At 26.2% G+C, this 15,403-nt stretch carries 12 protein-coding genes; all 12 read right to left on the bottom strand.

Going from position 1 to position 15,403, the window contains the following annotated elements:
* Positions 1–212: 212 nt before the first annotated feature.
* Complete coding sequence (gene pseB / locus ACYUEW_RS00215; RefSeq protein WP_460275971.1) at positions 213–1,217, bottom strand: UDP-N-acetylglucosamine 4,6-dehydratase (inverting); 1,005 nt, start codon at positions 1,215–1,217, stop codon at positions 213–215.
* 300 nt (positions 1,218–1,517) lie between these two features.
* Positions 1,518–2,465, bottom strand: coding sequence for a glycosyltransferase family 2 protein (locus ACYUEW_RS00210; RefSeq protein ID WP_460275970.1), 948 nt, complete (start codon positions 2,463–2,465; stop codon positions 1,518–1,520).
* A 14-nt stretch (positions 2,466–2,479) separates the two neighbouring features.
* Complete coding sequence (locus tag ACYUEW_RS00205) at positions 2,480–4,339, bottom strand: nucleoside-diphosphate sugar epimerase/dehydratase (RefSeq protein WP_460275969.1); 1,860 nt, start codon at positions 4,337–4,339, stop codon at positions 2,480–2,482.
* 81 nt (positions 4,340–4,420) lie between these two features.
* Positions 4,421–5,677 carry a UDP-glucose dehydrogenase family protein gene (locus ACYUEW_RS00200; protein WP_460275968.1) on the bottom strand — a complete coding sequence of 419 codons (1,257 nt, stop codon included), beginning with the start codon at positions 5,675–5,677 and terminating at the stop codon, positions 4,421–4,423.
* Between the two features lie 24 nt (positions 5,678–5,701).
* Positions 5,702–7,267, bottom strand: coding sequence for a radical SAM protein (locus ACYUEW_RS00195; RefSeq protein ID WP_460275967.1), 1,566 nt, complete (start codon positions 7,265–7,267; stop codon positions 5,702–5,704).
* Positions 7,268–7,289: 22 nt separating this feature from the next.
* Positions 7,290–8,405: an FkbM family methyltransferase gene (locus ACYUEW_RS00190; protein WP_460275966.1), complete on the bottom strand. Its 1,116-nt coding sequence runs from the start codon at positions 8,403–8,405 to the stop codon at positions 7,290–7,292.
* Positions 8,399–9,490, bottom strand: a complete 1,092-nt coding sequence (locus ACYUEW_RS00185; protein WP_096043407.1) for an NAD-dependent epimerase/dehydratase family protein — start codon at positions 9,488–9,490, stop codon at positions 8,399–8,401. Before ACYUEW_RS00185 ends, ACYUEW_RS00190 begins: the two co-directional genes overlap by 7 nt.
* Positions 9,491–9,517: 27 nt before the next feature.
* Entirely contained in the window at positions 9,518–10,297 is a 780-nt protein-coding gene (rfbF, locus tag ACYUEW_RS00180) for a glucose-1-phosphate cytidylyltransferase (RefSeq protein WP_460275965.1), read from the bottom strand.
* Between the two features lie 32 nt (positions 10,298–10,329).
* Positions 10,330–11,757 (bottom strand): glycosyltransferase, encoded by a 1,428-nt coding sequence (locus tag ACYUEW_RS00175; protein ID WP_460275964.1) that lies wholly within the window; start codon positions 11,755–11,757, stop codon positions 10,330–10,332.
* Between the two features lie 58 nt (positions 11,758–11,815).
* On the bottom strand, positions 11,816–13,858 hold the full coding sequence (locus ACYUEW_RS00170; protein ID WP_460275963.1) for a hypothetical protein: 2,043 nt from the start codon (positions 13,856–13,858) through the stop codon (positions 11,816–11,818).
* 53 nt (positions 13,859–13,911) lie between these two features.
* Complete coding sequence (locus ACYUEW_RS00165) at positions 13,912–14,274, bottom strand: hypothetical protein (protein ID WP_460275962.1); 363 nt, start codon at positions 14,272–14,274, stop codon at positions 13,912–13,914.
* Complete coding sequence (locus ACYUEW_RS00160; RefSeq protein ID WP_460275961.1) at positions 14,274–15,383, bottom strand: tetratricopeptide repeat-containing glycosyltransferase family 2 protein; 1,110 nt, start codon at positions 15,381–15,383, stop codon at positions 14,274–14,276. The genes ACYUEW_RS00165 and ACYUEW_RS00160 overlap by 1 nt, the downstream gene beginning before the upstream one ends.
* Between the last annotated feature and the right edge of the window lie 20 nt (positions 15,384–15,403).

The raw sequence follows: 15,403 nt of genomic DNA, 5'->3' as shown, positions 1-15,403 counted from the left end.
CTATTTTACATTCATTAAATTTTATAACTTAAATTTTAAAAACAAAAAGTTCTTCTCCTAAAAATTTCACAAAACTTTATCATAAGTTTAACAGATTCACTTAAAGTCATCTTGAATATATTCATCTCAAGATCAGTAATAGTAATTTTTATATTATCTAAAATTTACATTTGCTAACTGTTACTTCTTTATTAATTCATCATGATTAAAACTTAAAATCCTAATTTAAATAACTGTTCTTTTAAATCTTGCACTTCTAACCATTGACTATTCGTCCCTGAATTATATTCAAATCCTTCTTCTATAGAACTTCCACCTGGAGTTAAATACTTTCCTGAACTCCACCACTCCAAATGAGGATATACTATATAATGTTGAGGATATTCATATGTATATCTTGAATCATCCTTTGTTATCATTACTTCATGAAGCTTTTCGCCTTCTCTTATACCTACTTCTTTTAGTTTCGCATCTACTAACATAGCCTTTGCTAAATCCGTTATTTTAAAGGAAGGTATTTTTGATATATAGGTTTCTCCTCCTTTAGATTCTTTTAGGGCTTTAAGTACTAAATCTACTCCTTGTTCTAGAGTAATCCAAAATCTAGTCATTCTAAAATCTGTTATTGGAAGTTCTTTTTCTCCCTTATCTATCAAATCTTTTAAAAAAGGTATAACTGAACCTCTACTTGCCGCTACATTTCCATAACGTACTACAGAAAAAACAGTTCCATTTTCACCTGAATAAGAATTAGCAGCAATAAAAAGTTTATCAGATACTAATTTTGTACCACCATACAAATTAATAGGATTAACAGCCTTATCTGTAGATAAGGCTACAACTTTTTTTATGCCTCTATCTAGTGCTGCATCTATTATATTTTGTGCTCCATGGATATTTGTTTTTATAGCTTCAAAGGGATTATATTCACAAGCTGGGACTTGTTTCATAGCTGCAGCATGTATAACATAATCTACTCCATTAAAAGCTCTATATAATCTATCCTTATCCCTTACGTCTCCTATAAAAAATCTTAATTTATCAACTTTATCAAGGTATTTTAATGAAAATTCTTTTCTCATTAAATCTTGTTTAAATTCATCTCTTGAATAAATAATTACTTTTTTAGGATTATATTTATTTAAAATCATTTCAGTAAACTTTTTACCAAAAGATCCTGTTCCTCCTGTTATTAAAATTACTTTATCTTCTAGCATAGTACATCTCCTTACATTCCATTCATTGATAATAACATTAAATTCAATTGAAACTATTATCATATATTGGGAGGTATAATATAAATTTATTTTTATCTTTCTCTTGAACATAAAATTTATTTTTAACTTTTTAACATTAATGATTCTATCATACTTTATTAATAATTTGAATTTATGTTTGAATATTTTTCAAATAAAAGTATAGGATATCCATTTTTATCTTCAAAGTTTTTTATTTTTTTCAAAATTAATATAGAAAAATCAATCTTTGCTTTAATTAATATATACACATAGAATTTACTACTTAATAATGCCCTCTAATTTAACCAATTCATCTTTTGTAATAAAAGAACTGTGTATAATTTCTTTATAACTTTCCATCAATTGATTTTTTATATAAATATACTGTTCGTAACAATTTTTGCAATTATATTTTTTTATTTTATCACACATAGAAATCATATATGACCATTCTGAATATCTTGCCCGTGGTGTGATTTCTGGTACCTTTTCTGATAAATATATAGTACGTTTTTTATACATAGATAAGTATTCTTTTAATAATTCTGGTGTAAGATTGTTTGATTGAATAAAATTTGTCATATTACTTTCATGCTTTCTAAAATAATATAATGGTGTCCCTTTTGCAACCACAACATCTGCCTTAGCAAAAATTTTATATATTACATGAATATCATCTACTAAAACTCCTTCTGGAAATCTTATTCCTTCAAATAAACTTTTTCTTAAAAGCTTAGTAGGTGGTGCCACATTATATTTTTCTCTTTTTAGTAATTCATCTAAACCTTTTACTTTATCTAGCACTAACAAATCATCAAATATAAAGTATGGTTCTAATCTATTACCAAAATCATTGTAACTTCCACACATTGAAATATCTGCATTATATTCATCTGCTAAATTAATAAGATGCTCTAACATTCCATTTTGGCAATAGTCATCATCATCTACTATAGTTATATATTCTGAGGATGCTGCATCAACTCCCATATTTCTACCTCTCGATGCACCCTTATTTTCTTTAATATTAATAATTTTTATTCTAGAATCTTTCTCAGTATATTTTCTACATAATTCACCTGTTCCATCAGTAGATCCATTATTAACTAAAATAAGCTCAAAATTTGAAAACGATTGGGAAAGGATGCTTTCTAAGGATCTTACTAAATATTTTTTTCTATTATAAGTAACTATAATAACACTTATCTTAAATTGCTTTTTTCTCATATTTTTGCATTCCTTTAATTAATAAATTTATTTTCTGTTTTATAAATCCCTATAGGATCTCCACTTTCAAATATATTCAAAATATCTTTAATATTTTTACTTTTCAATAAATTTTCAAATGATTCACATACCCAGGAATTCATATTAATATCAGTAAATTTTGTTTGAATAGAAGTAAGCATCATTAATCCATAGCTTAGCTTGGCTTGATTTAACGATTCATTGCATATTTTTTTTACATTCCCATTTAAAGTATTTTTAATCAATAAAAAGTACTCTTCTTTTGATTTAGCCTTTTTTACAAAACTCATATTTGAATAATAAGCAGAAGTTGCCATTATTACAGGCTTATTTAATAAAGCTGATTCTATACCTATCGTAGACGTATGTGGCAATACTAATTTAGCACTTCTTATCAAATTATATGTATTAATCTCATCATCACTAGATATATAAGTAAATCTAGGATTATTAGAAAAATTATTTTCTAATTGTTTTTTTATATCTTCTCCAGTAGCCAAGAATCTTTCTGCAGGATGTTGCCTAACTGCAATTTTAGCACTAGTATTTTCTAAAATATATTTAATTGTTTCAATCAACCAATCTCCTATTGAATCAAAAATACTATCAAATCCTAATGCTGCACCATCATAACATATGTTTAATGGTATAATAATGTCATATTCATAATTATTATTTTTTTCATTATAACTAATTTTTTGATATACATAAGAATCCATGTCATTATCACTCAATAATCTCTTATTAAAATTCTCTTCTGTAAAATTTATAAATTTTTTTGACAAAATATCATCTAATTTATTTTCCATTACAATCTTCTCTATATGCTTATAATGTGTAGCTATTCCTTCTGTAGTAAGAATCATATTTGAAGTTGAAGCATCATATGAAAAAACTTGTGTATTATACTCTTTTGCACCCCATGTATATAATCCTGTTTTTTTATGAATTCCTGTGAAACTAATTATTTTTTCTATCTTATATTTCTTAAATAAATTTTTAACCTTTTTCAAACTATATTCTAAAATTTCAAAACATTTTTTTTCATATTCTTCACATTCCTTATCCAAAAAAACTTTTCTGCATTTTGATATGGTATTTGCCTTTGAAAGTTTTTTTAGTTCTCTAATATCATTATCATCCAAATCCTCTAAATCGCTTTCACTAACTTTAATTATATGTATATTAAACCTTTCATTTATATAGTTCAGTATTTTGCCAATAACTTGATTTTGTGTACTAGTCATATTATCATGATTATAATAAAGTTCATCAAGTCCTTCTAAATCATCCCATATGATTTCCACATTATTTCCCCTTACCTTCAGCATAACAGCTATAGTCATAAGATAGAATGGAGATGATGAAAAACTAAAATTGCTAATCAATATAGATATTTTTTCTTTGCTAAAAGTACTATTTATAATCGTATTATATGGAACTGTTTGAAAAAGCTTTATTAAATCCTCTCCTCTATTAGAAAAAGAAATTTTATTTAACGTATGTGCAAATATATTATAAATATTGTAAATATGTATATTTTTCCCTAAATTAAATTTAAATAATTGATTTATCATTTCATCATAAAAATATCCAACTACTAAAACATGTACCTCTTCAGTTTCGTATTTTAATACTTCTGGATTTTTAATAGCAATATTATTTATTATTTTGCCTACCTTCTCATTGTCATTATCTATAAAGTATGATATTTCACATTCTAATAAATCCAATAAATCTCTTGCATTACTACCTGCTCCGAATATAACAACTTTTTTATCCTTTATTTTATTTAAAATTTTATTCCATTTACCCATATCACATAATTCATAATCAATATTACTATTTCTCAATAATATCACCTAGTTTCTTTAAACTTTTCTACTTTAATTTACTATTTATAATAACACTTAATCAAAGAAATTTTTATCACCTCATAGAAAATATCTACAATCAATAATTTTTTTATTAGGATATTCCTTTTTAATGTTCTTAAATTCATCCCAAGCAGTAGCTAAAACTAATATACCTGAATCATTACATACGCTATCTATATCATTGCAATAATTAATTTCATTAAACTTATACTTTTCTCTAAAAGCTATGTTAGCTATGGGATCATAAGCTAATATGTTTTTATATCCTTTATCTATCAATATTCTAATTATCTTAGCTGAGGAACTATCTCTAACATCATCTGAACCTGGCTTAAAGGATAGTCCTAATATTCCTATTTTATCCTCCTTACTTATAACTTTCATAATTTTGTCTGCCATAAAATCAGGCATACTATTATTTATGCTTATAACATTTTTTAATATCATAGGTTCATAGCCCTTTAATGTTGACTTTTGATACATGGCTTCTGTATCTTTAGGTAAACAATATCCACCATAACCACATCCTGGATAAACATAAGATGACATATTTCCAGTTTTCCAACGTTTATCCATATGAAGAATTTTAAAAGCTTCTTTTATTTGAATATCCCCAATAACATCTGCAACCTTTGACATTTCATTAGAATAACTTATCATCGTAGCTAAAAGAGTATTAGATAAATATTTTATAAACTCACCAGTATTAAGTGATACTGCAAAAAAAGGGGTATTAAAATTTTCATATAGCAACGAAAGCATTTCTTGTCCTTTTTTATCACTAACACCACAAACTATTCTATCAGAATTCATCATATCATCCCAGCAATATCCTTCTCTCAAAAATTCAGGATTATTAGCTACTGAAAATTTTTCAGAAACTTTTAGTCCTTTTTCTTCTAAATAAGACATTACTCTTTCTGATGTAGTAGATGGAGGTACTGTAGATTTTATAACTACTACTTTATATTTACCATCATTTAAATATGATGAAATCATATCTATTACAGAATATATATATTTTAAATCCGCTTCTCCATTTTCTTTGCATGGCGTTCCAACACATAAAAATATAAAATCGCTTTCTTTTACTGCTATTTCTATATTATTTACCACAGTAAAGTTTTTATTTATATGTTTAGTTAAGGCACTATCTAATCCTGGTTCCACAAAAGGTAACTTTCCATTTTCTATAAGTTTTGACCTTTCACTATTTATATCATAACCATATACTTTATTACCTTTTTCAGCAAAGGCTAAAGCTGTAGTAAGACCTACAAATCCAAGTCCAAATACAGTTATTGTATACTCCATTAATAATCATTCCCCTCCTTTAATCTATTTTGCTTTTATTTCAAGATCATTTTTTATTTTATCTAAGCATTTATATATTTTTTCTTTATTTTTTTCATCTATAGTATTAGCAAAATCATGCCAATACTTTAAATCAGGATTTTCTATAATATCAAAATCATTATTGAGGACTATTTGTTTGTTTTTATCCCATAATTTAATAAATTCTAAGTTAGTTTCGCATTCACTAATTCCATCAAAACCTTTATACTTTAAAGCATATGCTCCTCTATTAAATAAGCATAGTTTGTTTAATAATTCTAAAATATTAAAACTATATATACATCCTGGATTTAATACCACTTTTTTAATTCTACTAGAAAAATCTTCTGGTAATTTTGATTCTACATTTAATATACACATCCAGTCATTATCTTCGATACAATTTATAGATTTATTTAATGTTCTACCCCATTTGCCAAGTACAGAATTTATTATTTTTACATTGGAGTACTTATTTTGTACATTGTCTAATAAACTATTTATATTATCATCCATTACTGCTACTAAAATAGAATCAAAAACTTTTGTAAATGTATCTATATTTTTTTCTAATGAATCTAAATCTGCTTTAGAATAACAAAAAACTACAGCATCTATATTTTTAGGTGTTAATACATTGTTATCTTTAGAAATTCTCTCCTTATAATCAGTAAGATAACGATTAATGGTATCCGGCATCTTTTTTCCTATAATTTTAGGATTCGATATATCCATAACCTTAACTTTTCCTTTTTTTAATTTAGGACTTTGTACATTTTTAAGTTTTTCATATAACATAGGTGAAACATCATCTATTTCTTCACTCGAAAGTCTCCCTTCATTAAAAATAGCTGCACCACAAATTTCACACCATTTTAATTGATAACCAAAATCCTTTGGTTCACGCTTCCACCAACCTGATTCAATTGGCCATCCTCCTGGGCCATCAAAAAGCATATCCAAAGCTCCAGCTACTTCACAAAAAAAAGCTCCTTTAGGTGTTATAGTAGCACTCCAAGTATTTTGAATCCAACATTTATCTCTAAGTTCTATCCACTTTTCATCTGAAATTCCGAGTTCTTTTCTACTTGCTAGTAGTGGTTGATGTATGCAAGGATTATTATGATCATTAATGGTCTGATAACTAAACACATCTTGAATTGATTCATAATGCTCATAATAACTTTTACTTAAAGATGTCCATAATCCTGGACCTTTTCTATTATTTAATGTTTCATCTAAATAAAAATTTCTATCTCTAATATATTCAATAAAATTCCCTTTTTTTATTGGCTTTGTTGCAGCGGCAAGGCTATTTTTTGAAGGATACTTTTCAGCAATATATTTAGCAAATCGTTGAAATTGTGGATGCAATGTAGGTTCTCCTCCCATTATACCAATAGTTTTTCCAAAATTAACCAAAGAATCCACTGCTCTTTTAAATGTCTCCCAATCCATAAAGAATGGTTTTTTATGATGCCCACAAAATCTTGTACAATTTGAGCAACTATGTACACAAGCATTAGTAATATCTATTTGTATTATTCTCATGTCTTTAGGCGATCTCATAATTAATATCCTCTTTTCTTTTTTATTCAACTACTGCATAAAGTACAGTTTCACTATGAAAATTACTATAATGTCTTAAGTATAAATTATACCTAGGCGCAATTTTTTTTATATATAATGGTATTTCAATAATATCCTTAGGTTTATGATATATACATATTGCTAATTTAGGTAAAAATCTCTGTATAGTATTTTTAGCTCCTTGTAATGCTTCTAGTTCAGCACCTTCTATATCCATCTTTATAAAAGTTACCCTTTCTCCATTTAAAAGTTCATCTATTGATATTACTGGTATTTCTATATCACCTATATCGCTTATGCAGCTAGCTCCACTATCTTCTAAATTAAAATGAAGAATATTTTTTCTACTCCATAAACCATATGGTACAAGTTCTATGTTTTTAAAGTTTGAAAATTTATTTATAAATTCTTTATGTTTAGATTTCTCAGGTTCAAAAGAATATACTTTATTAAATTTTCTATTTGTTTGCTTTAAAAACTCTTCTACAGTATCTCCCGTATATCCTCCTCCATCTATAAATATTTCATCTTCTGTTAAAGAGATAATTTTATGTTCAAAGTACTGTTGTTCCTTACTTTTTAGAGGGATTAAATACTTAGGATTTCCAGTTATACAATAGTTTAATCTATTAATAAAAAGTTTTTTAGAATAGTCATCAGAAAGCAAACTATAAATTTCACTAAATTTACTTTCATTTTCTTTTATTAGATTATAATAATCTTTATATTCATAATTTACCAGCAAATTATCAAAAGCATCTATCAAATTTTTCTCTAATCCAAACTTTTCAAGTTGTTCTAATATTTCATCATAATATGATATAGATGTAATTATGATATAACTACTTTTATAATTAGTAATAAGCTCATTAAAATTTATTACCGTACTCCCCTCTATAGTTGTGCCTTGCTTTTTAGGACTGTTATCACAAAAAACAGCTCTAGCTTTAGATAATTTTTTTATAATTCTTAAATTTTCAATACCTACCGTTCCTGCTCCAAATAAAATAATTGCATTTTTTTCTTTGAAAATTTTATCAAGCTTTTTTTTGCATTTTATTAACTGATCCTCTAATCCCGTTTTTTCTAACATATCTATCTGAAATTCATTTACCATTCAAATTCCTCTCTTTCGCACTGTTTTAAATAAAGAAGATATCTTCTTATACCTTCTTCTATATGAATTTGAGGCTCATAATTTATTAATTTTATTGCTTTGGTTATATCTGGACAACGTCTATTAGGATTATCTGTTAAATATTCCTTATCCCAATGATTTTTATAAACTATCTCTCCATTATACCCGAATAATTCATTACCTACTTTTTTGTATAATTTTGCTAACCTTGATATAGATATTTCATCTCTATCGGAACCTATATTAAACACTTCAAATTTCCCATATAATGCACATTTTATATATCCTACAGTAGCATCTGGTATATAGTCGAAAGTACGCGTTGGTTTTCCATTTGAATATATTACTATGTCTTCATCATCAATTATTGCTTTTGCAAAATCGGCTACAACTCTTTGATCATTAATTCTCATACCTGGTCCATAATTATTAAATGGTCTAACTACAGTAATTGGCATATTATATTCTCTTGAAAAATTATAACATAAAGTTTCTCCAAATCGCTTTGACTCATCATAACAAGCTCTTGGTCCACAGGTATTAACATTTCCAAAGTAAGTTTCCTTTGTTGGAATTTCTTTTGGATTAGGATCTCCATAGGCTTCACTACTAGAATAAAATAAAAATCCTTTTATGGGTTTTTCTTTATAAAAATCAAGCAATCTCCTAAGACCTGTTACATCTGCATCTATAGTTTCTATCGGATGCTGCCTATAATACACTGGTGAAGCTAATGATGCCATATGGAAAATTATCTCTGCATCCTCTGCAAATTCCAAATCACAATTTATTACATCTAATTCTCTTAAATCAAATAGAGGATTCTTTAAGATTCTTTTTACCCATAATGGATTTCCAAACATAAAGTTATCTATACCATATATTTTTTTTATTTTAAGCTTTTCTCCATATAATGCAAAAAAATGAAGTAGAGAATAACCTAATGACCCGGCAAATCCTGTAACGAGTATTTTTTTATCTTTTAAATTTTCTTTATCTATATTAGATAATCCATTGTATATCAATTCCATATCCATCTTAGTTACTTTAGATATTTCAACCATAATATCACCTTAACTCCTATACCAATTTTATTTCCATTTCTTCCATGGAGCCTTATCTTCTATCCATAATTTTTCTAAAAGCCCCTTATCCCTTTGTGTATCCATACACTGCCAAAATCCATTATATTTATAAGCCATAAGATTTCTTTCCTTGGCTAATTTTTGGAGAGGTTCTTTTTCAAAGACTGTACTATCATCTTCTATGTAGTTAAATACCTCTGGTTCTACAACCATAAAACCTGCATTTATCCATCCACCATCTTCTTTAGATTTCTCAACAAACTCTTTAATATTATTTGTTTCATCATTAATATCAAGCACTCCAAATCTTCCTCCAGGTTGAATAGCAGTCATAGTTAAGTATTTACCTGAATTATTATGATATGCTTCAATCTCATTTATATTAACATCTGATACTCCATCTCCATAAGTTAACATAAATCTTTCGTTCCCAATATATTTTTGTACTCTCTTTATTCTACCGCCAGTCATAGTATTAAGCCCTGTATCTACAAGAGTAACCTTCCAAGGCTCCGATACATTATTATGTATAGTCATTTTATTATTATTTGCAAAATCAAAGGTTACATCTGAGGTATGCAAATAATAATCTGCAAAAAATTCTTTAATAGCATATCCTTTATAGCCAAGACATATAATAAAATCATTATATCCATAATAACTGTAACTTTTCATTATATGCCACAATATAGGCTTGTCTCCTATTTCTATCATAGGTTTTGGTTTCAAATGACTTTCTTCACTTATCCTTGTACCAAAACCCCCAGCTAAGATTACAACTTTCATATTCTAAATCACATCCTTCTGTTTTATGATTCCTATATGGTTTTTGTATTTTTTTCCTCTACTATTATGTTTAAAGTATTTATACCTTCATCTATCAAATTAATTAATATACCTCTATCATTAAGAATTTTTCTAAGTTTTATATTCGATAAAATAGCTGTAATTACTTCAATTCTATCTTTTAAAGGTGCCTTTAAAGTTTTAGCTGCTATATCTATACAATCTTTCATGGAACAATACAAAACCTCTGTAATAAAGTTTAAATTTGTATCATTTAATTTGTTCCAGCTGTCTAAAAGTTTCTTACTCTCTTTATATATTATTAAATAATCTAAATATCTATTTTTATTTACTTGAGATTGGTAAAGAGAGTTTTCCCTTATTCTATAATAATGTAGCACTTTATTTAATGAAACCACAGAATTAGAATATTTTAGAAATGTAAGACACATATATGTATCTCCACCATTAAATATTTTTATATTGTTATGACTCATAAATTCCACAGCTCTATTATATGTAGATGTTTTTATCAATTTTCCCCACAAAGACCTAAAAGAGCCATAAAAATTTGAAAATCCATTTCCTAGTTCGGTTGTATTATTAGTATGAAATGTAGGTGGACATCTATTAGCACGAAGACTCGGATTTTCATCATTAAACATTTGGGTACCAGCTGCAGAAATATCTGCATTATATTTTTTAGCCGCTATATATAAATCCTTTAAAAAGTCTTTATGCAAGTAATCATCACTATCTAGCCAACATAAATATTCTGATTGTAGATTATAAAAATAATCAATAAAATCCTTATTTTCTGGTATACCATATATAATATTATTCATTTCATTTTTGAAGAGTTTAATTCTATTATCTTTTTCAGCATATCTTTCCAAAATTTCACTAGTTCCATCTGTGCACCCATTATCTAATACAATCCATTCAAAATCCTTGAAAGTTTGATTTAAAACACTTTCAGCGCATTCATGAATGTATTCTTTTACATTATAAACTTTTGTAAATATTTTTATAGTTGGTGGCTTAGGTGCGCTTTTCACTGTTTCTTCTTTATATTCTCTAACTTCTTTAATTTCTTTTAAACTCCTAATCTTGTCTAATATCTGTTCTTTAATGTCAGTATTACAATATTGCAAAGATTCCCTATAATATCCATACGCTTCTACATATTTTTTTTCACATTCATATAAATAAGCAAGATTATAGTTTAAATCAAAATTATCTTTAATTATAGAAATTCCCTCTTTTAAAATTTTTTCACTTTCATCCATATTTCCTTCCATCATAGCTATAACACCTTTGATGGAGTAAACATCTATATCATAGGGAACTAGTTCTTCATATTCCTTTATTAAATTCTTAGCCTCGGTTAAATTATTTTCATTTATTAACGCCTCTATATTCCCTTTTACAATCTTTTTATATTGATCAATATCTTGCATTTTCTCACCTCAAAATTTTAAAACCTTAAACTAATTATTGTAAACTTTTGAAAAAAATTTATACTATGCTACATAAAACTAACATTCTATATGGCTGTCCTGGATCATCATTAGAAGCTTTCTCTATTAATTGTATATTTTTATAATATTTTTTAAGCTCTTCTATTTGTTCGGCTTGTTGCTTTTCCGTACCATTTGTTTCAAAAAGTAAGTTATCTGATATTGTTGAAATAAATTTAATAACTTCTTTCCAATTTTTAATCCACATACATATGGATAATAAAAAGCATATGTCTACTTTTTCTTTATTTGATAATACATAATTATTTATTAAATTTAAATCTTCATTTTCTAAATCAAACATGTAAAAAGATAAATTATTTGAAGAATTTAGGGTTTTAATAGCATTAGCAGCATTAATTAATCTATAGTCATAATCAACTCCAATACCTATTCCTATTTTATCGGATAAACTATGAAGCATACCGCCAACATTACATCCTATATCTAATACTACTTTGTCTTTAAAATCATAAGGAATTTTTTTCAACCTTAATTTACACTCTCTTTGCCCCCTAAAATAATATCCTTTTAATTCTAATGAGTGATATGCACTATTATAAAAAGATCCATTATAGCTTTTACCAGAGGTTTTAGCATAATTTAATAATCCTAAGACTTTATCTATCTCACCATTATTTCCTCGATATTTTTTGTGGGAAATTTTTGCTATTTCCATTAAGTCATATCCTGTATACTTAATCCATAATTCATCATACCACTTATGTAAATTTTGTCCTGTATAATTAGGTTTATCCCCGTTAAACTCTTTAGGATAACCAAGAATATCATAGGATTCAAATAATGAGCTAGGTTTCTCTTCGTATTTTTGTAAGTATTCAAAATCAATAGCAATTATACCTTCTTTTTCAGTGTATAAAAACTGACCTGGATGTATATCTGGATTATAATACCCTAAATCATATAGTTGCTTAAAATACGCTGCTACATCAATAATATGTGAAGTTAAGATTATTTTTTTATTTTGTTCACTTTTATTTAATACATCATTATAATAGGGAATAATGACGTAGTTATCTCCACTTTCTAATAATTTAGGGATATATTTAATTGTTTTACTTAACTCACTATAAGCAAACTTTTCTCTTTTAAAAAATTTTTCATTATCAGGTTTCCAAGTTTTTTTAACTGCTAAACCATCTCTATAATTAATAAGTTCTGTCTTCGCTTTATGCTTAAATCCTTCAAAAACCTTTATTACTTCATATTCAGTTAAATACTCTTTTTCTATTTTTCTTATTTCTTTAGATAAATCTTCAAGGGTTTCTTTAGATAAATTATTAAGTATTTCTTTTGCCTCATTTTCATTTTTAGTTAAATATATATAATTCTTAATATTTTTTAAATTTAATTCTATCTGGGCTTGTTTATTTATATCTTTTATAAGAAAAAGCCTTCCATTGTCCATATATGGATATTTTATTTTGTCTTCACTATTCACTTCAATTGGATCTAAGTCATATAAAACAATTAATTTTCTTATACCCTTCTTAAATTTGCCAATATTTGGTTCATCTATAACTCTTAATATAGTAAATCCAAATTCATGGAAAGAATTAATTATATAATTATCAAATTTAGGATTTAATCTATCTTCTATTTGTAATAAGCTTATATTTCCGTATAATTCATAGTTAGAATCAATACTTTTTATATAATTTAGTTTTTCTTTGATTTCTAATCTAATTTGTTCATCTTTTGAAATATCTAAACACCTTTTGTAATATTTATATGCTATTTTATAATTTTCCATCATTTCTTCTATATATGCCTTATTATATAAAAGGTCAAAATTATTAGAATCTATTAATATTCCTTTTTCTAGAATTTCTAATGCATAATCTAATTTATTTTCCATTATTGAAATTACTGATTTAAAAGAGTATATTTCTATATCATTATTTATTATATTTTCATATTCCTTTATTAAATTTTTAGCCTCTTGCAAATTATTTGATTCAATTAATGAACTTATATTTTCTTTGAATTTTTTCTGATATTGAAGCAAGTTATTATCCACTATTATTTCACTCCATAAATCAAATTTGAACTTCATCTAATATTTGAATTTTATTAATTTAATATAGATCTTTTTACATTGTCCTGCCAAAGACTTAGTATAGACAATATTTCATCTTTTAATATATGAAAAATTCTATCATATTCTTTTTTATCTATACAATTAGATATTTCCTCTAACTTTTCTTTCATCATTTCTTCATCCATATTTGTCTTTTGAATATCTTTCGTTAATCTAGCTACTTCATTAATCCATTCTATACCTTCAACTATATATGAAAGTAGATTCAATGCTTCATCTTGTTTACCATCTTTTACACTATCCGTATACATATTGATGCCATTGATTAGTTTGGGTATATATTCATTTGTTGTTTCTAAGGCTTCTATTTGTTGTTCTTCTAATGATTTTTCCATTATAATCCTCCAGTTTCTACATTTTTTGTATAACAGTTTATTTCTTCTATAATATCCTCTGATAATTTTTCTTTATAATTTAAAAGCTTCAGATAATATTTTTGAGCCTCTTGTTTATTAGATAAAGCTAAATATATTCTAGCAAGCATAAGTACAGCAAGGAAAGTGCCCCTTCCTGTAAAGGTGGGAAATTTAGTTTTTTCTCCAAACTTTATACATTCATTAAACATTTTTTTAGCATTTTCATAATCTTTAATCTCATAAAGGCAACTTCCAAGTATATAATAAAGGTCAGTAAAACCTTTAAGATTTTCATCTTTTAAAATTCCTGTTAAAAAATCTATACAAAGTCTATAATCTTTTAATAAATAAATACATTGGCTCATTCTTTTTAAAAGTTCGTAATAATAGCCTCCGAATCCTTTAGTCAAACCTATTTGGTAGCTTTTCACAAAATAATTTAAAGCATTTTTATAATCCCCTGAAGAAGCATAGGTTGCTCCAAGATGATAACATATGAAAGGATCTTCTGGACTTTTATTATATTCATTTGCTAGAATCCTTAAATTTCTATTCATTTTATCTCTTTTTATAAAGTTTTCCTTTGAATATCCATAATGTATTATTTTAAATATTTTTTCATCTAAAACTCCTACTTTATTTTCATCTATATTAAGTTGCTCATGTATCGCTCTATAATACTTGTAACCTTTATTTTTAAAAAGTCTATTGTAGAAGAAAGAATTCAATCCGCCTTCTTCATCTATTTTATTTATCCCTTTGATATTAAAGGACTCCTTTTTAGTATTAGTAATTTGTTTTAATATTGGTTCTTTATATCCTAAGATTTCCTCATCTGCATCAAGAACAAGTATCCAATCTCCCTTTGCATTTTCTATACTTACATTTCTAGCTTCCGAAAAATCATCTTTCCATTCATGCTCAATTAATTTTACCTTTTCTCCAAATTTTTTTATTATATATTTTGTACTATCTGTTGAACCAGTATCCACTATAACAGCATTATCCACTATATGAAATGCACTGGTAATACATTTTTCAATATTTTCTTCCTCATTCTTTACTATCATACATAAAGTTATCTCCATTAATAGTACCTCTTATTTTT

Source organism: Clostridium sp. CTA-1 (assembly GCF_054768215.1).
The sequence above is the reverse complement of the archived record's forward strand: the minus strand, read 5'-3'. Positions and strand labels throughout refer to the sequence as shown.

Coding starts and splice junctions, on each gene's coding strand:
- ACYUEW_RS00160 (WP_460275961.1), bottom strand. CDS start 15,383: ATGGAGATAACTTTATGTATGATAGTAAAGAATGAGGAAGAAAATATT.
- ACYUEW_RS00200 (WP_460275968.1), bottom strand. CDS start 5,677: ATGGAGTATACAATAACTGTATTTGGACTTGGATTTGTAGGTCTTACT.
- ACYUEW_RS00210 (WP_460275970.1), bottom strand. CDS start 2,465: ATGAGAAAAAAGCAATTTAAGATAAGTGTTATTATAGTTACTTATAAT.
- ACYUEW_RS00175 (WP_460275964.1), bottom strand. CDS start 11,757: ATGCAAGATATTGATCAATATAAAAAGATTGTAAAAGGGAATATAGAG.
- pseB (WP_460275971.1), bottom strand. CDS start 1,217: ATGCTAGAAGATAAAGTAATTTTAATAACAGGAGGAACAGGATCTTTT.
- ACYUEW_RS00195 (WP_460275967.1), bottom strand. CDS start 7,267: ATGAGATCGCCTAAAGACATGAGAATAATACAAATAGATATTACTAAT.
- ACYUEW_RS00190 (WP_460275966.1), bottom strand. CDS start 8,405: ATGGTAAATGAATTTCAGATAGATATGTTAGAAAAAACGGGATTAGAG.
- ACYUEW_RS00185 (WP_096043407.1), bottom strand. CDS start 9,490: ATGGTTGAAATATCTAAAGTAACTAAGATGGATATGGAATTGATATAC.
- rfbF (WP_460275965.1), bottom strand. CDS start 10,297: ATGAAAGTTGTAATCTTAGCTGGGGGTTTTGGTACAAGGATAAGTGAA.
- ACYUEW_RS00165 (WP_460275962.1), bottom strand. CDS start 14,274: ATGGAAAAATCATTAGAAGAACAACAAATAGAAGCCTTAGAAACAACA.